Origin of the sequence: Microbacterium sp. SS28 (assembly GCF_022761035.1) — a bacterium.
In the GTDB taxonomy this organism is placed as follows: domain Bacteria; phylum Actinomycetota; class Actinomycetes; order Actinomycetales; family Microbacteriaceae; genus Microbacterium.
Genome location: NZ_JAKWJP010000002.1, coordinates 681,580 through 698,350, shown reverse-complemented (window position 1 = coordinate 698,350; position 16,771 = coordinate 681,580). Strand labels below are relative to the sequence as shown.

15 protein-coding genes are annotated in these 16,771 nt (G+C 69.6%); 7 read left to right on the top strand and 8 right to left on the bottom strand.

Going from position 1 to position 16,771, the window contains the following annotated elements; genetic code table 11:
- Positions 1-23 precede the first annotated feature (23 nt).
- Genes pgl through tkt form a run of 6 tightly spaced genes read right to left on the bottom strand, consistent with a single transcriptional unit; the run spans position 24 to position 8,192 of the window.
- The gene (gene pgl, locus MJ607_RS08600) at positions 24-806 is read right to left on the bottom strand and encodes a 6-phosphogluconolactonase (RefSeq protein ID WP_243075146.1); all 783 of its coding nucleotides are present in this window, start codon (positions 804-806) and stop codon (positions 24-26) included.
- Positions 799-1,749: a glucose-6-phosphate dehydrogenase assembly protein OpcA gene (locus MJ607_RS08595; RefSeq protein ID WP_243075145.1), complete on the bottom strand. Its 951-nt coding sequence runs from the start codon at positions 1,747-1,749 to the stop codon at positions 799-801. Before MJ607_RS08595 ends, pgl begins: the two co-directional genes overlap by 8 nt.
- Positions 1,746-3,341, bottom strand: a complete 1,596-nt coding sequence (gene zwf, locus MJ607_RS08590; RefSeq protein WP_243075144.1) for a glucose-6-phosphate dehydrogenase — start codon at positions 3,339-3,341, stop codon at positions 1,746-1,748. Before zwf ends, MJ607_RS08595 begins: the two co-directional genes overlap by 4 nt.
- Before the next feature lie 14 nt (positions 3,342-3,355).
- Positions 3,356-4,978 carry a glucose-6-phosphate isomerase gene (locus MJ607_RS08585; RefSeq protein ID WP_243075143.1) on the bottom strand — a complete coding sequence of 541 codons (1,623 nt, stop codon included), beginning with the start codon at positions 4,976-4,978 and terminating at the stop codon, positions 3,356-3,358.
- Complete coding sequence (gene tal / locus MJ607_RS08580; protein ID WP_243075142.1) at positions 4,975-6,096, bottom strand: transaldolase; 1,122 nt, start codon at positions 6,094-6,096, stop codon at positions 4,975-4,977. Before tal ends, MJ607_RS08585 begins: the two co-directional genes overlap by 4 nt.
- Complete coding sequence (gene tkt, locus MJ607_RS08575) at positions 6,093-8,192, bottom strand: transketolase (RefSeq protein WP_243075141.1); 2,100 nt, start codon at positions 8,190-8,192, stop codon at positions 6,093-6,095. Before tkt ends, tal begins: the two co-directional genes overlap by 4 nt.
- 384 nt (positions 8,193-8,576) lie before the next feature.
- Between tkt and MJ607_RS08570 the strand changes: the two genes are divergently transcribed.
- On the top strand, positions 8,577-9,515 hold the full coding sequence (locus MJ607_RS08570; RefSeq protein ID WP_243075140.1) for a heme o synthase: 939 nt from the start codon (positions 8,577-8,579) through the stop codon (positions 9,513-9,515).
- A 513-nt stretch (positions 9,516-10,028) separates the two neighbouring features.
- The gene (locus MJ607_RS08565; protein WP_243075139.1) at positions 10,029-10,652 is read left to right on the top strand and encodes an endonuclease domain-containing protein; all 624 of its coding nucleotides are present in this window, start codon (positions 10,029-10,031) and stop codon (positions 10,650-10,652) included.
- 190 nt (positions 10,653-10,842) lie between these two features.
- Here MJ607_RS08565 and MJ607_RS08560 read toward each other — a convergent pair whose 3' ends face one another.
- On the bottom strand, positions 10,843-11,268 hold the full coding sequence (locus MJ607_RS08560) for a hypothetical protein (protein WP_243075138.1): 426 nt from the start codon (positions 11,266-11,268) through the stop codon (positions 10,843-10,845).
- Between the two features lie 136 nt (positions 11,269-11,404).
- Entirely contained in the window at positions 11,405-12,391 is a 987-nt protein-coding gene (locus tag MJ607_RS08555; protein ID WP_243075137.1) for a heme A synthase, read from the bottom strand.
- A 252-nt stretch (positions 12,392-12,643) separates the two neighbouring features.
- Between MJ607_RS08555 and sufB the strand changes: the two genes are divergently transcribed.
- From sufB to MJ607_RS08530, 5 genes are read left to right on the top strand one after another with little or no spacing between them, the layout of a single operon-like run.
- Entirely contained in the window at positions 12,644-14,062 is a 1,419-nt protein-coding gene (sufB, locus tag MJ607_RS08550; RefSeq protein ID WP_243075136.1) for a Fe-S cluster assembly protein SufB, read from the top strand.
- A complete protein-coding gene (gene sufD / locus MJ607_RS08545; RefSeq protein WP_243075135.1) occupies positions 14,063-15,271 on the top strand; it encodes a Fe-S cluster assembly protein SufD in 1,209 nt (402 codons plus the stop codon). It abuts the gene before it with no gap.
- Positions 15,268-15,597 (top strand): non-heme iron oxygenase ferredoxin subunit, encoded by a 330-nt coding sequence (locus MJ607_RS08540; RefSeq protein ID WP_243075134.1) that lies wholly within the window; start codon positions 15,268-15,270, stop codon positions 15,595-15,597. Before sufD ends, MJ607_RS08540 begins: the two co-directional genes overlap by 4 nt.
- A gap of 13 nt (positions 15,598-15,610) precedes the next feature.
- Positions 15,611-16,381: a Fe-S cluster assembly ATPase SufC gene (sufC, locus tag MJ607_RS08535; protein ID WP_243075133.1), complete on the top strand. Its 771-nt coding sequence runs from the start codon at positions 15,611-15,613 to the stop codon at positions 16,379-16,381.
- Between the two features lie 9 nt (positions 16,382-16,390).
- Positions 16,391-16,720 (top strand): metal-sulfur cluster assembly factor, encoded by a 330-nt coding sequence (locus MJ607_RS08530; protein WP_243075132.1) that lies wholly within the window; start codon positions 16,391-16,393, stop codon positions 16,718-16,720.
- The last annotated feature ends 51 nt before the right edge of the window (positions 16,721-16,771 follow it).

Sequence of the window (16,771 nt, the reverse complement as noted above, 5' to 3'; positions counted from 1 at the left end):
GTTGCCCAAGCGAGTCCGCTGGGTCAGTACTCGCCCGTGATGAGCTCGTGCGGCACCTGCGAGGCCGCGGCGTCGTCGACGAAGAAGATCGTGCGACGGCGGCCCTTGGCGCCCGCGGCGGGCACGCTCTGGTAGCTCGCGCCCGCGAGCGCGAGGCCGAGCGCGGACGCCTTGTCGGCGCCCGACAGCACGAGCCACACGCGCTGCGACGAGTTGATGACGGGACGCGTCATCGTGATCCGCTCGGGCGGAGGCTTGGGGGAGTCGCGCACCGGGAGCACAGCCTTGTCGGTCACCTGGATCTCGCGGCGATCCGGGAAGAGCGACGCGATGTGGGCGTCGGGACCGACACCCAGGAAGCAGATGTCGAACGACGGCCACGCATCGCCCTCGGCGGAGCCGAAGCGGGCGAGCTCCGCGGCGTACGCCTCGGCGGCGGCATCCAACTCGACGCCTTCACCGCTCGCGGCGATCGCGTGGATGTTGGCGCCCGGGATGTCGATCGCGTCGAGCAGCGCCTCACGCGCCTGCTTCTCGTTGCGATCGGCGTGGTTGCGCGGCACCCAGCGCTCGTCGCTCCACCAGAAGTGGACGCGGGCCCAGTCGACTTTCACGAGACGGGGATGCCGCGCCGCAGCCGCGAGGACGGCGGAGCCCATCGAGCCGCCCGTGAGCGAGATGTGCGCGTCGAGCCCTTCCGTCGTCTGCTTCACGAGCCGACTGACGAGCCGCGCGGCGACCGATTCGGCGAGAGACGCGGGATCAGAGCTGATCACGACGCGCTTCTCGGTCCAGAACTCAGCCATGCTCCTCCTGTGCCGGCGGTGCCCCGAGAAGCTGCCACCCCTCCGTGATCACTCGACCATACAGGACGTCCGGGTCGAGGCGTCGGAGCTCCTCTGCGAGGCATTCGCGCAGGGTGCGGCGGGGGAGGACCAGGTCGTGGTCGGGCTGACCGGGCTGGCTGAGGCACGCGATGGCGGGCGTCGAGCGCTCGAGGACGATCTCGCCGCTCGCCCGTTCGAGGCGCACCGACTTGATGCCGTCGTGCCACTCGTCGGGCGCGAGGTACTGCCAGTCGACCGGCACGTCGAGCATGAGACGCAGCCACGCCGCGAGGAGCGCTGTCGACGGCGAGCTGCTCGCGCCGCGCACCTGTACGGCCGTGATCGGCTCGTACGGCGGCTGGTCGAGCACCGCCGCGAGCTGCTCGCGCCAGTGGGTCAGACGCGTCCACGCGAGGTCGGTGTCGCCCGGCGCGTGGTGCTCGCCGAGGCCCGCGAGGCGGTGCTTGTCGTAGGGGCGGGTCGACGCGTCGGTGATGCGTCGCTGCGCGATCCGGCCGAGCGGCGAGGCCGAGGGCTCCACCGGCGGGTTGTCGGGCCACCAGACCACGACGGGCGCGTCGGGCAGGAGCAGTCCCGTGACGAGGCTCTCGGTGTTCGAGGCGGCGTCGCCGTAGGCCTGCAGGACGATGACCTCGCTCGCACCGGCGTCCCCGCCGACGCGGATCTGCGCGTCGAGGCGCGGCTCGGCGTCCCGGTCGCCGAACATGAGCACGATGACCCGCATCGGGTGCTCGCGCGAAGCGTCGTTCGCGGCCTCGATCGGCAGCTCCTCGTCGCCGTGATGCGTCGCGATGACGAGCGTCAGGACGCGACCGAGGGCGACCGCGCCGCCCTCCTCGCGCACGTCGATGAGCGCGCGCGAGATCTTGCTGACCGTCGTGTTGGGAAGTTCGATGATCACGGCCGCCTCCAGGTCCGTCCGTCGCGGGCAAGGAGTTCGTCGGCGGATGCGGGTCCCCACGATCCGGGCGAGTACTGGTCGAGCTTGCCGTCCTGCTCGGCCCAGTACTTCTCGAACGGGTCGAGGATCTTCCACGACAGCTCGACCTCTTCGTGCCGCGGGAACAGCGGCGGGTCGCCGAGCAGCACATCGAGGATGAGGCGCTCGTACGCCTCGGGGCTCGCCTCGGTGAAGGCGTGGCCGTAGCCGAAGTCCATCGTGACGTCGCGCACCTGCGTGCCGGCGCCGGGCACCTTCGAGCCGAAGCGCAGCGTCACGCCCTCGTCGGGCTGGACGCGGATCACGAGCGCATTCTGGCCGAGCTCCGACGTCTGGCTGCGCGAGAACAGGTGCTGCGGCGCACGCTTGAAGACGACCGCGATCTCGGTCACGCGGCGGCCGAGCCGCTTGCCGGCGCGGAGGTAGAACGGCACCCCGGCCCACCGGCGCGTGTTGATCTCGAGCTTGAGCGCCGCGTAGGTCTCGGTCGTCGAGTCGGGCGCCATGCCGTCCTCGTCGAGGAAGCCGAGGACCTGCTCGCCGCCCTGCCAGCCGCCTGCGTACTGACCGCGTGCCGCGGCCTCGGAGAGGTCCTCCGGCAGGGTGACGGCCGCGAGGACCTTCTCCTTCTCGGCGCGGAGATCTGCCGCGTTGAAGGTGATGGGCTCCTCCATGGCCGTGAGGGCCATGAGCTGCAGGAGGTGGTTCTGGATGACGTCGCGCGCCGCGCCGACGCCGTCGTAGTAGCCTGCGCGTCCGCCGACGCCGATGTCCTCGGCCATCGTGATCTGCACGTGGTCGACGTAGTTGCGGTTCCAGATCGGCTCGTACAGCTCGTTCGCGAAGCGCAGCGCCAGGATGTTCTGGACCGTCTCCTTGCCGAGGTAGTGGTCGATGCGGAAGATCGAGTCCGTCGGGAATGTCGACCGGAGGACGTCGTTGAGCTGACGCGCCGACTCGAGGTCGTGGCCGAACGGCTTCTCGATGACGACTCGACGCCAGCGGTTGTCGCCGTCGGCCGTGTCGTCGACGAGACCCGACGACTTCAGCTGCGCGGCGACTTCGGCGAAGTCCTTCGGCGGGATCGACAGGTAGTACGCGTGGTTGCCCATCGTGCCGCGCTCGACGTCGAGCTTCTCGACGGTCTCGCGCAGTCGACGGAACGCGTCGGCGTCGTCGAACTGGCCCGAGACGAACCGGATGCCCTGGAGCAGCTGGTTCCACGTCTCTTCGCGGTACTCGGTGCGCGCGTACTGCTTGACGGCGGTGTGCACGACCTCGGCGAAGTCCTGGTCCTCCCAGTCACGGCGCGCGAACCCGACGAGCGCGAAGCCCGGGGGGAGCAGACCGCGGTTGGCGAGGTCGTAGACGGCGGGCATGAGCTTCTTGCGCGACAGGTCGCCCGTCACGCCGAAGATGACGAGGGCGCTCGGACCGGCGATGCGGTTGAGGCGGCGGTCGTCAGGGTCGCGCAGCGGATTCTGCCCGCGCGAGATCTCGATACCGCGGCCCTGCGGGGCGCGACTCGATCCAGGGATGTCCTGAACGGTCATACGAGTGGATGCTCCTACTGGGCGGCTTCGAAGAGCGCGAGCACTTCGATCTGCGGGTCGGTGAGGGTGAGGGTCACGACGGGACGGCCGTGCCCGTCGGCGAGGACGGACGCGTCACCGGCCGCCTGGGCCTCGATCAGCTGGCCGAAGGTGAACGGACGCCCCGGGATCTCGAGGTCGATGTCGGTGCGCTCCAGGATCTGGAGGAACACGCCGTTCGCAGGACCGCCCTTGTGGTACTGGCCGGTCGAGTGAAGGAAGCGAGGGCCCCACCCGAAGGTCGCGGGGCGCCCCGAGTCGGCGGCGACGAGTTCGCGCAGTCCCTCGAGCTGGGGGAGCGAGAGCCGGTCGACGTACGCCTGGATCGCGACGTAGCCGTCTTCGGGCAGTCGCGCCCAGAGCGCGTCGAGGACGCCGGCGACGGTTCCGGATGCCGCGAGCTCGGGGTCGGACACCCGCACCTCGACACCCTCCGCCGTGAAGGCGGGGGCCGCGGGCACGGGGCGGGCGTCGAGCAGGCCGCGGGTCGCCGTCTTGGCCGACTCGACGTCGGGCTGATCGAACGGGTTGATGCCCAGCATCCGTCCCGCGATCGCCGTCGCGTACTCCCACACGATGAACTGCCCGCCGAGCGAGCCGCTGACGAGGATCTCGCCCTCGTGGCGCTCGCGGAAGTGGAACTGGTTCGCCTCGTCGACGAACCGGACCACCTGCAGGTCGGCGGGGGCGCTCTCGACCTCGGGCGAGACGGGAAGCAGGACGACGGGCAGGATGCCGGTGCCCTCCTTGCCCGTGGACTCCGCGACGAGCTGCTCGATCCAGTCGGGAAGGCCCACGATGTGGGTTCCGTCGGTCACGAGGCCGAGCTTGTCGCGGCGCGGGCTGCCGCCCGCGATGGCGGCGGCGAGCACGAGCGCGGGGTTGTCGGGGCTGTCGATCGCGACCTCGAGGAGCGAGGCCTCGGCCTCGTCGAGCAGCTCGGAGATGTCGGCGCCCGCGAGGCCCGTCGGCACGAGGCCGAAGGCCGTGAGGGCCGAATAGCGCCCGCCGACCGTCGGGTCCGCGTTGAACACGCGGTAGCCATCGGCGCGAGCGGCCGCGTCGAGGGGCGAGCCCGGGTCGGTCACGACGACGATGCGTCCCGAGGGATCGATGCCGAGGTCTCGCCAGGCGGCCTCGAACGCGCGCTTCGCGGAGTCGGTCTCGACGGTCGATCCCGACTTGGACGAGACGACGAGAACGGTCTCGGCGAGCCCGCCGGACTCGCTGTCGCCGTCGATCGCGGCGAGCACCTGGCCCGGCGCCGTCGAGTCGAGGATCACGAGCGGCACACCGGCCGTCTGCGCGATGACCTCGGGTGCGAGCGACGAGCCGCCCATGCCGGCCAGCACGACGCGTGTGACGCCCTGGGCGTTCAGCTCCGCACGCAGTGCGACGATCTCGGCGACGAGGGGCCGTGAGACGCTCACGGCATCCACCCAGCCGAGGCGCTGAGACGCCTCGGCCTCGGCACCGTCTCCCCACAGCGTCGCGTCACTCGCGGTGACGCCCGATGCGACGAGATCGGCGACGAGCCCGGGCAGCGTCTGGTCGACGACCGACTTGACGTGGCCCGAGAGGTGGATCTCGAAACTCACCGGGCTGCCTCCGGCGCAGCCTCGAGAGCAGCGGTGACGGTGCTCTGGAGGTCGTGCCACGAAGCGATGAACTTCTCGACGCCCTCGTCCTCGAGCACCTGCGTGACGTCGGCGAAGTCGACGCCCGCGGCGGCGAGGTCGTCGAACACACCGTGCGCATCGGCGTAGTTGCCCGTGATCGTGTCACCCGTGACGACGCCGTGGTCGAAGGTCGCCTCGAGCGTCTTCTCGGGCATCGTGTTGACGGTGCCGGGTGCGACGAGCTCGGTGACGTAGAGCGTGTCGGGGAGCGACGGGTCCTTGACGCCGGTCGAGGCCCAGAGCGGACGCTGCACGTTGGCGCCGGCATCCGTCAGCGCCTTCGCACGGTCGGTCGCGAACTCCTTCTCGAAGAGCTCGTAGGCGAGGCGCGCGTTCGCGACGCCCGCCTTCGACTTGAGGGCGAGCGCGGCGTCAGTGCCGATCGCGCCGAGGCGCTTGTCGACCTCGGTGTCCACGCGCGAGACGAAGAACGACGCGACGGAGTGGATCTTCGAGATGTCGTGGCCGTTCGCCTGCGCCTGCTCGATGCCGGCGAGGTAGGCCTCGATGACCTCGGCGTAGCGCTCGAGGCTGAAGATCAGCGTGACGTTGACGGAGATGCCCTCGGCGAGCGTCGCCGTGATGGCGGGCAGGCCTGCCTTGGTCGCGGGGATCTTGATGAGGACGTTGGGGCGGTCGACGCTCGCCGACAGCTCCTTGGCCTGAGCGATCGTCGCGTCGGTGTCGTGCGCGAGGTCGGGGGAGACCTCGATCGACACGCGACCGTCGACACCGTTGCTCGCCTCGTAGACGGGACGGAAGATGTCGGCGGCGTCACGGACGTCGTCGGTGGTCGCGGCGAAGATCGCGTCGTCGGCCGACGCGCCCTTCGCTGCGAGCTCGGCGATCTGCGCAGCGTACGCGGCCGCGCCGCCGCCGATGGCGGCCTGGAAGATCGACGGGTTGGTCGTGACACCGGTCACGGTGCGCGACGCGATGAGCTGGGTCAGGTTGCCCGTCGTGATGCGGTCGCGCGAGAGGTCGTCGAGCCAGATGCTGACGCCGGCGGCGGCGAGCTGTTCGGTGGGGGTGCTCATGCTGCGTTCTCCTTGAGGGTTTCGCGTGCCGCCTCGACGACGGCTTCGGTCGTGACACCGAATTTCTGGAAGAGGGTCTTGTAGTCGGCGGAGGCGCCGAAGTGCTCGATCGAGACGGAGCGTCCCTTGTCGCCGACGATGCCGCGCCACGTGAGGGCGAGGCCGGCCTCGACCGAGACGCGGGCGGTGACGGCCTTGGGCAGGACGCTCTCCTGGTAGGCCTCGTCCTGCTCGGCGAACCACTCGAGCGAGGGCGCGGACACGACGCGGGCGTTGATGCCCTCGGCGGCCAGCGTCTCGCGGGCGTTGACGGCGAGGTGCACCTCGGAGCCCGTCGCAATGAGGATCACGTCGGGGGTGCCGTTCGGCGCCTCGGCCAGGACGTAGGCGCCCTTGGCGACGCCGGCGGTCGAGGCGAACACGTCACCGGATGCCTCGCCCTCGCCGCGCGCGAACACGGGGATGTTCTGGCGGGTCAGGGCGATGCCGGCGGGGCCGTCCTGGCGGCGGACGAGCTCGACCCACGCGGCGGCGGTCTCGTTCGCGTCCGCGGGGCGCACGACGGCGAAGTTCGGGATCGCGCGGAGCGTCGCGAGCTGCTCGATCGGCTGGTGCGTGGGACCGTCCTCGCCGAGCGCGACGGAGTCGTGGGTCCAGACGAAGATCGACGGGATGTGCATCAGCGCGGCCAGGCGCACCGAGGGGCGCATGTAGTCGCTGAAGATCAGGAACGTGCCGCCGAACGCGCGCGTCTTGCCGTGCAGCACGATGCCGTTGACGATCGCGCCCATCGCGTGCTCGCGGATGCCGAAGTGCAGCACGCGGCCGTACGTGTCGCCCGACCATTCGTGCGTCGACCACTCGGACGGGATGAACGACTTGCCGTTCTTGATCGTGGTGAGGTTCGACTCGGCGAGGTCGGCCGAGCCGCCCCACAGCTCGGGCAGCACGTCGGCGAGCGCGTTGATCACGGTGCCCGACGCGGCGCGGGTCGAGACCTCCTTGCCGGCCTCGAACGCGGGGACCGCGGTGTCGAGGGCCTCGGGCAGCTCGCCCGCCTCGAGACGGTCGAACAGCGCCTTGCGCTCGGGGTTGGCCGCGGCCCACGCGTCGAACCGCACCTGCCACTCGGCGCGCACCGAGGCTGCGCGATCGGCGAGCGAGCGGGTGTGCGCGATCACGTCGTCGGCGACGGCGAAGGACTGCTCGGGGTCGAAGCCGAGGACCTTCTTGGTCGCGGCGAGCTCGTCGGCGCCGAGCGCCGAACCGTGGATCTTGCCGGTGTTCTGCTTGCCGGGCGAGGGCCAGCCGATGATGGTGCGCAGCACGATGAGCGACGGCTTGTCGGTCTCGCCCTTCGCGGCCTCGATCGCGGCGTACAGCTCGGCGACGTCCTCGACGTACTGACCGGTCTTCTTCCAGTCCACCGTCTGCACGTGCCAGCCGTACGACTCGTAGCGGGCCGCGACGTCTTCGGTGAACGCGACGTTGGTGTCGTCCTCGATCGAGATCTGGTTGGAGTCGTAGATCGCGATCAGGTTGCCCAGCTGCTGGTGGCCCGCGAGGCTCGACGCCTCGGACGTGACGCCCTCCTGCAGGTCGCCGTCACCCGCGATGACGTACACGAAGTGGTCGAACGGGCTCGTGCCCGCCGCCGCCTCCGGGTCGAACAGGCCGCGCTCGTAGCGGGCCGCGTACGCGAAGCCGACCGACGAGGCGAGGCCCTGGCCCAGCGGGCCGGTCGTGATCTCGACGCCCTTCGTGTGACCGTACTCGGGGTGACCCGGTGTGAGCGAGCCCCACGTGCGGAGCGCCTTCAGGTCGTCCAGCTCGAGGCCGAACCCACCCAGGTACAGCTGCACGTACTGCGTCAGCGACGAGTGGCCCGCCGACAGGATGAAGCGATCACGCCCCACCCAGTGCGTGTCGGCCGGGTCGTGGTTGAGCACCCGCTGGTACAGCAGGTACGCCGCCGGCGCCAGGCTCATCGCGGTGCCGGGGTGGCCGTTGCCCACCTTCTCGACAGCATCCGCAGCCAGCACACGGGCCGTGTCCACGGCGCGCTTGTCGATCTCGTCCCAACGCAGTTCCGACACCCGGACCGCCTTTCATCCTGGAAGGTTTCGGCGCCTCGGCGACCGACGTCGCACAGCCCTTCGGGAAGGGGGTGCGGGAGGGATTTACGCGTGAGGTCGCGCCTGTGTTTTCAGCATATCGAAGGGCTATGCCCCTCTGGTCATGTGTGCCGTTGTGTGACTGGCACAAACACTCGGCGCTGACAGAGTGTCATCACGGGCGATCAGGGGCGTTGCATCGGTATGTCCGGCGCGTGACCGGCAGTTCACGGTTCGTCGCACACGGCTGTGAGGTGGAGGGACGGGGCGCGTGAGATGACGGATGCCGCGTCCCGCGCGCCGTCGGGCGACGCGCGACGGGGGCCTAGACTTGGGAAGGCTGTACAGCGGACGATACGGGGGACGATGGACATCTCGACCACGGCGCGAGAGGCGACGCACACCGCCGCCGCCACCGCTCCGCGCACCCTCGGTCGCACGATCCGCGCCTACGTCGCACTGACCAAGCCGCGCGTGCTCGAGCTCCTGCTCGTCACGACGGTCCCGGTCATGATCCTCGCGGCCGGCGGCCTGCCCGACCTGTGGCTCGTCCTCGCGACGGTCATCGGCGGCTCGCTGAGCGCGGGCTCGGCAGCGGCGTTCAACATGTACCTCGACCGCGACATCGACGCGCACATGCACCGCACCGAGAAGCGCCCGCTCGTGACGGGCGAGGTCTCGCCGCGCGGAGCGCTCATCTTCGCGTGGACGCTCGCCGTGGTCTCGACGGTGTGGCTGTGGTTCACGACGAACTGGCTCGCCGCGACGCTCTCGGCCGCCGCGATCTTCTTCTACGTCGTGATCTACACGATGATCCTCAAGCGCCGCACGGAGCAGAACATCGTGTGGGGCGGGATCGCCGGCTGCTTCCCCGTGATCATCGGCTGGACCGCCGTGACGGGCTCGCTCGCGTGGACGCCCTTCATCCTCTTCACCCTCGTCTTCCTCTGGACTCCGCCGCACTACTGGCCGCTGTCGATGAAGTACAAGGACGACTACGACGACGTCGACGTGCCGATGCTCGGCTCGACGCGCTCGGGCTCGCAGGTCGGGCTGCAGGTCATCCTCTACGCGTGGGCGACTGTCGCGTGCTCGCTCCTGCTCATCCCCGTCGCCGACATGGGGCTCGTCTACACCGTCTCGTCGCTCGTCTTCGGCGGCTGGTTCATCTACGAGTCGCACCGCCTCTACAACCGCGCCGTGCGGGGCACCGAGCCGCGCCCCATGCGTGTCTTCCATGCCTCGATCACGTACCTGACGCTTCTCTTCGTCGCGATCGCGATCGACCCGCTGCTTCCCTTCTGACGCCGGGGCGGCCCGCGCTCCGCTGCTGCGCCGCTTTCGGGTGCCGCGCCAGGCCGCGCCGTGCCGCGCCGCGCCGCAATGTCGCAGATCGCCGCTTCGTCCCGGGATGCCGTCATCCGGCGTTGTGGCGGTCTGTGACGTTATGGCGGGAACACGGGAAGAAGCGTCCCGGGCCGCGGCATCCATTCCTCCCCATCGGCGCCCGCGAGTGTGTATGTCCCCTGAGCGAGGGAGCGGCGGGTCGAGGGTGCCACAGGCGCCCACGATTGCGGGATGCGATCCTCGATCGATGCTCGTCGCCGGCGTGCCCTGGCGAACCTGCTTTCCGCCGTGGCGAGGCGGGCGGGCGTCGCGCGCGTGTCCTCGCTCCAGCGCGAAGGTCACTCCAGGCACTACATCCGTCTCGCGATCGCGACGGGGGACCTCATGCAGGTCCGCCGGGACTGGGTCGCGACCACCGCCGCAGATGCTCAACTGGTCGCCTGCGCGCGTCGGGAAGTCGTGTCCACCTGCGTGAGCAGCGCCCAGCGCCTCGGCCTGTGGGTGCTCGATTCTGCCGAAGAGCACGTGGCTGCGATGCCGGGCGACCGCGTCGCCGTCGAGCCTCGGACGCGGGTGCACTGGGCACAGCCGGTCGTGCCGCGGGATCCGGATGGGCTGGTGGACCCGATCGAGAACATGCTCGCGCTCGTCGCATCGTGCCAGCCCCATGACGCCGCACTCGCGATCTGGGAGTCGGCGCTCCGTCAGGGCATGATCGATCGCCGCCACCTGGAGCGTCTCGACCTGCGGGCAGCCGCAAAAGCACTGCTGGATGAAGCTCAGCCGTTCGCGGACTCTGGGCTCGAGACGATCTTCGTCTCGCGAATGAAGCGTCTGCGCGTTCCCGTCCGCTCGCAGATCTGGATCGCAGGCCACCACGTCGACCACCTCATCGGCGAGCGGCTCGTCGTGCAGATCGACGGAGGCCACCACGTCGATGCTCAGCGGACGGCGGACAACCGGCACGATGCCGCGCTCCGACTGCTCGGATTCACCGTGTTCCGGTTCGGCTACCGCGAGGTCCTCGGAGATTGGCCGTCGGTGCAGTGGATCGTGATGCAGGCGATCGCGCAAGGGTTGCACCGCGCTCACTAGCAGCGGGAACCCACCTGGCTTCGCCGACGGGTGCCGCGCCACGGCGCGCCGTGCCGCGCCGCAATGTCGCAGATCGCCGCTTCGTCGCAGGGATCGGGACGCTGGCGTGCGATGCTGCGGTGATCCGTGACGTTGCGGCGGGAACGACAGCGGGCCCCGGCGCATGCCGGGGCCCGCTGCTGGGGTGGATTCAGCGCGTGGCGACGGGCTCCGACGTCTCGGCGACGGGCTCGGCCACCTCGTCCGACGCGGGGGCCGCAGCGGGCTCGACGACCTCGGCGGCGGGGGTCTCGACCTCGTCGGACTCCGTCTCGGAGGTCCAGTCGATGGGCTCGACGACCTCGACGGGCGCGACGGGCACGAACGAGCGCAGGACGCCGAGGAACAGCGCGGCGACGAGGCCGACGATGCCGGCGCCGATGAGCGCGGCGCCGACCGTGATGAGCGACTGGCCGCCGTAGACCTCGACACCCGTCGCGGTGCCGTCGAGCAGCGTCGCGTTCATCGTCGTGAGCTTGTCGTTGACGAGCCATGCACCGGCGGCGATGGTCGCGAGCGAGCCGGCGAGCAGGATCCAGAATGGGATGCTGCGGACCAGGCTGGGGCGTGCGGACATGCGGGGTTCTCCTTCAGGACGGCGGCGCGAACGGCCGCGCGGGATCGGTTCAGTCTCGCCGCCGCATCCGTGCGACTCCTCTGCGGATCCCATGGATCGGCTATGAGTCGCGCGCTGCGGCGGCGCGCACCGGGGCTCAGGCGTGCGAGTTCGCGGCCGAGTCCGGTGCCGCGACGGCCGCGGGTGCGGTCGCCGGGGTCTTGAGGCCAACGATGACAGCGGTCATGGCGGCCACGAGCGACACCGCCAGCACCATATGGATGTTGACGAGCAGGAAGGGCAGGCCCGTGCGCGCCTGCCAGAGCCCGACCGCGATCTGCAGCAGCTCGATGAGGAGCAGGAGCCCGACCGAGCGCGTGAGGCGCAGCTGCGGGGGAGTGCGCCGCGCGCCGATCAGCAGCAGGATCGTGAGCCCGAACGTCACGTATGCGGGCCATGCATGGATGTGCTGCCACAGGACGGGATCGAGTCCGTTCCGGGATGCCGCGGCGTCGCCCGCGTGCGGACCCGCGCCCGTCAGCAGGATGCCGACGAGCACCGTGACGGCGACGGCGGCGCTCGTCGCATAGGCGAGGATCGCGTAGCCGCGCGAGACGGCGCGGACGCGCGCGCCGGGCGCGCCGTAGACACGGCACACGTAGGCGGCGGCGTTCGCGACGAGGGCCGCCGAGATGACGAAGTGGATGCCGACGAGGCTCGGCGGCAGATGGAGCCACACGATGACGCCGCCCACGAGCGCCTGGAGGATGATGCCGAGCCCGTTCGCGAGCGTCAGCGCGAACAGCTCGGGGCGCTCCTGACGGAAGCGGACGACCGAGAGGAACGCGAGGGCCGCGATGACGATGAGGACGCCCGTCAGGGTCCGGTTGCCGAACTCGATGAGGCTGTGCCACGTGAGCTCGTGGGTCGGGATGAGCGAGCCGCCCGTGCAGTACGGCCAGTTGGGGCATCCCATGCCGGAACCCGTCAGTCGGACGAGTCCGCCCGTGCCGACGATGACGATGTTGCTGATCAGGACGAGCCACGCGAGCACCCGGGTGCTGCGCCGGACCGTCACCGGCAGTCGTCCCCACAGACGCTGGGGGAGCCGCTGCCGGCTGGGGGCGCTCTCGAGAGCGGACATGGGACGAAAGCCTCCTGACGAGCCCGCGCGACAGGGCGGGCGGGGGCTCGGGCGCGCCGGGCGACGGCACGAGCCTGTAGAATCGAGGGGTTGCATGCGTGCGCCCACGGCGCAGCGCATCAAAGACAGTTTAGGCGCGCAGGACGGCGCCGCTTGAGCAGGCCCACCAGCGGCATCCCCCTTCCCAACTCCACGGAAGACCAGGAATGCCGGGGCGGATGACACCGTTTCGGCCTAGAGGAGAGTGTGACGATGTCGGATGTGCTGATCGATCGCCCAGAGCTCGAAGGTCTGGGGGTGTACGAGTTCGGCTGGCATGACGCCGACGCCGCTGGCGCCAGCGCCCGGCGCGGCCTGAGCGAGAACGTCGTCCGCGACATCTCGGCGCTCAAGAGCGAACCCGAGTGGATGCTCAAGAACCGGCTCAAGGGCCTGCAGCTCTTCGAGCGCAAGCCGATGCCGACGTGGGGCGCAGACCTCAGCGACATCGACTTCGACAACATCAAGTACTTCGTGCGCTCGACCGAGAAGCAGGCGCAGACCTGGGAGGACCTCCCGGAGGACATCCGCAACACGTACGAGCGGCTCGGCATCCCCGAGGCGGAGCGTCAGCGCCTCGTCGCGGGCGTCGCGGCTCAGTACGAGTCGGAGGTCGTCTACCACCAGATCCGCGAGGATCTCGAGGCGCAGGGCGTCATCTTCCTCGACACCGATACGGCGCTGCGCGAGCACCCCGAGTTCTTCGAGGAGTACTTCGGCACCGTCATCCCGGCCGGCGACAACAAGTTCGCCGCGCTCAACACGGCAGTCTGGTCGGGCGGATCGTTCGTCTACGTCCCGAAGGGCGTGCACGTCGAGATCCCGCTGCAGGCCTACTTCCGGATCAACACCGAGAACATGGGCCAGTTCGAGCGGACGCTCATCATCGCCGACGAGGACTCGTACATCCACTACATCGAGGGCTGCACGGCCCCGATCTACAAGAGCGACTCGCTGCACTCGGCCGTCGTCGAGATCATCGTGAAGAAGAACGCCCGCGTGCGCTACACGACGATCCAGAACTGGTCGAACAACGTCTACAACCTCGTCACCAAGCGCGCGATCGCGCACGAGGGCGCGACGATGGAGTGGATCGACGGCAACATCGGCTCGAAGGTCACGATGAAGTACCCGTCGATCTTCCTCATGGGCGAGCACGCCAAGGGCGAGACGCTCTCGGTCGCCTTCGCGGGCCCCGGTCAGCATCAGGACGCCGGCGCAAAGATGATCCACATGGCGCCGTACACGCAGTCCTCGATCGTCTCGAAGTCGATCGCACGCGGCGGCGGCCGGGCCGGCTACCGCGGCGAGGTAAGGGTCGACGCGAACGCCCACCACTCCGCGAACACGGTCCGCTGCGACGCGCTGCTGATCGACACGATCTCGCGCTCCGACACGTACCCGGCGATCGACATCCGCGTCGACGACGTGCAGCTGGGCCACGAGGCCACGGTCTCGAAGGTCAGCGCAGAGCAGCTGTTCTACCTGCAGTCGCGCGGAATGCCGGAGGACGAGGCCATGGCCATGATCGTCCGCGGCTTCATCGAGCCCATCGCGCGTGAACTGCCCATGGAGTACGCCCTCGAGCTCAACAAGCTCATCGAGATGGGCATGGAAGGCAGTGTCGGCTAGATGACGACGACAACGCAGGCACCTTTGTCTGAAAATGAAGGCAGAGTGGTGCCGGGTTCGACAGCGCACTCGGACGGCGCAGGCGCGTTCGTCCCGATCCAGACAAGGTCCGAGCGCCCGCATTCGTTCGACCCCGCGGACTTCCCCACCCCGACGGGCCGCGAAGTCAACTGGCGCTACACGCCCGTCGCGCGCATCGCGCCGCTCTTCCAGAACGTCGCGGGTGAGCATGGCGTCATCCAGGTCGACGTGCAAGCGCCCGAGGGCGTCGAGCAGCTCCGTCTCGCAAAGGGCGAGGCCCCGCGCGGCGAGATCTTCCGCCCCGAGGACCTCCCGAGCGCCATCGCCTGGTCGCAGGAGGCGCAGGCGCCGCTCGTGCGCATCCCGGCGGACGTCGAGCTCGACGAGCCGGTCTTCGTCAACCTCGTCGGCACGGGCGGGCTCGCGCACGCCCACGTCGTCGTCGAGGCAGGCGCGAACTCGCATGCGACCGTCGTCTTCCGCCACACGGGCACAGCCCACCACGCGCAGAACATCGAGATCCTGGTGCGCGACGGCGCGAAGCTCACCGTCATCTCGCTGCAGGAGTGGGCGGATGACGCCATCCACCTCTCGGCGCACCAGGCGCGCGTGGAGAAGGACGCCTACCTCCGGCACATCGTCGTGAGCTTCGGCGGCGCGGTCGTGCGGGTCAACCCCTCGATCGAGCTCGCCGGCACGGGCTCCGCGGCCGAGCTCTTCGGCCTCTCCTACTCGGACGCCGGCCAGCACCTCGAGAGCCAGGTCTACCTGCACCACAAGGGCGAGCACACGAAGGGCGACGTCCTCTACAAGGGTGCGCTGCAGGGCTCCGGGGCGCGCTCGGTGTGGATCGGCGACGTTCTGATCGGTCCGGATGCCGTCGGCACGGACTCGTACGAGGCGAACCGCAATCTCGTGCTGACCGACGGCGCGCGCGCCGACTCGGTGCCGAACCTCGAGATCGAGACGGGCGACATCCAGGGTGCCGGTCACGCGAGCGCGACGGGTCGCTTCGACGACGAGCAGCTGTTCTACCTGCAAGCGCGCGGCATCTCGGAGGACGAGGCGCGACGACTCGTCGTCATCGGCTTCCTGAGCGAGATCGTGCAGAAGATCGGCGTGCCCGCGCTCGAGCAGGAGCTCGCCGCGGCGATCGAGCGTGAGCTCGCGGAAGGAGCCGCGGCATGACCGCGACGCGCGTCTGCGCTCTCAGCGACCTCGAGCAGGACGCCGCCCAGCGCTTCGAGATCGACGGCGTGCCGATGGCCGTCGTACTCGACTCGAACGGCGAGGTGCACGCGATCGGCGACACCTGCACGCACGGCGACATCTCGCTCGCCGAGGGCTTCGTCGACGGCGAGACGCTCGAGTGCTGGGCCCACGGCTCGGCCTTCTCGCTGCGCACCGGCAAGCCCCTGAACCTCCCCGCGTACGAGCCGGTCCCGGTCTACGCCGTCACGATCGAGGGCGATGACGTGCTCATCGACCCTGCCGTGACCAAAGAAGCGAACTGAGAAGGAAACCCGCATGCCTGTTCTCGAGATCCGAGACCTCCACGTCACCGTCGAGACCGACGAGGGCACGACCCCGATCCTCAACGGCGTCACCCTCACGGTCCAGACGGGTCAGACCCACGCCATCATGGGCCCCAACGGCTCGGGCAAGTCGACCCTCGCGTACACGATCGCGGGTCACCCCAAGTACACCGTGACGAGCGGCACGATCACGCTCGACGGCGAGGACGTCCTCGCGATGACCGTCGACGAGCGCGCCCGCGCGGGCCTGTTCCTCGCGATGCAGTACCCCGTCGAGATCCCGGGCGTCACCGTGACGAACTTCCTCCGCACCGCCAAGACGGCGATCGACGGCGAGGCCCCGGCCCTGCGCACGTGGACGAAGGACGTCAAGGAGGCGATGAAGCACCTCCGCATGGACGCCAAGTTCGCGCAGCGCAACGTCAACGAGGGCTTCTCGGGCGGCGAGAAGAAGCGCCACGAGATCCTCCAGCTCGAGCTGCTCAAGCCGAAGATCGCCATCCTCGACGAGACCGACTCGGGCCTCGACGTCGACGCGCTCAAGATCGTCTCGGAGGGCGTCAACCGCGCCAAGGGCGAGACCGACCTCGGCGTGCTGCTCATCACGCACTACACGCGCATCCTGCGCTACATCCACCCCGACTTCGTGCACGTCATGGTCGCGGGGCGGATCGTCGAAGAGGGCGGCCCCGAGCTCGCCGAGCGTCTCGAGAACGAGGGCTACGACCGCTTCCTCGAGCCCGCCGTCGAAGCCGAGGCATAGGATCGCAGCATGACCGCGACCCTCACACCCGAGAAGTTCGACGAGGTCACCGAGGCTCTCAAGGACGTCATGGACCCCGAGCTGGGGATCAACGTCGTCGACCTGGGACTCATCTACGATCTCGCGTGGGACGACGAGAACGACGCGCTGGTCATCCACATGACGCTGACGTCGGCGGGCTGCCCGCTGACCGACGTGCTCGAGGAGCAGACGGCGCAGGCCCTCGACGACATCGTGGAGCGCTTCCGCATCAACTGGGTGTGGATGCCGCCGTGGGGCCCCGAGCGCATCACGGACGACGGGCGCGACATGATGCGCGCCCTCGGCTTCGCGATCTGATCACGCGGCCCGCGGGCCGGAGCGGGCTGCAATGCAGAGTCACGTCCGCGC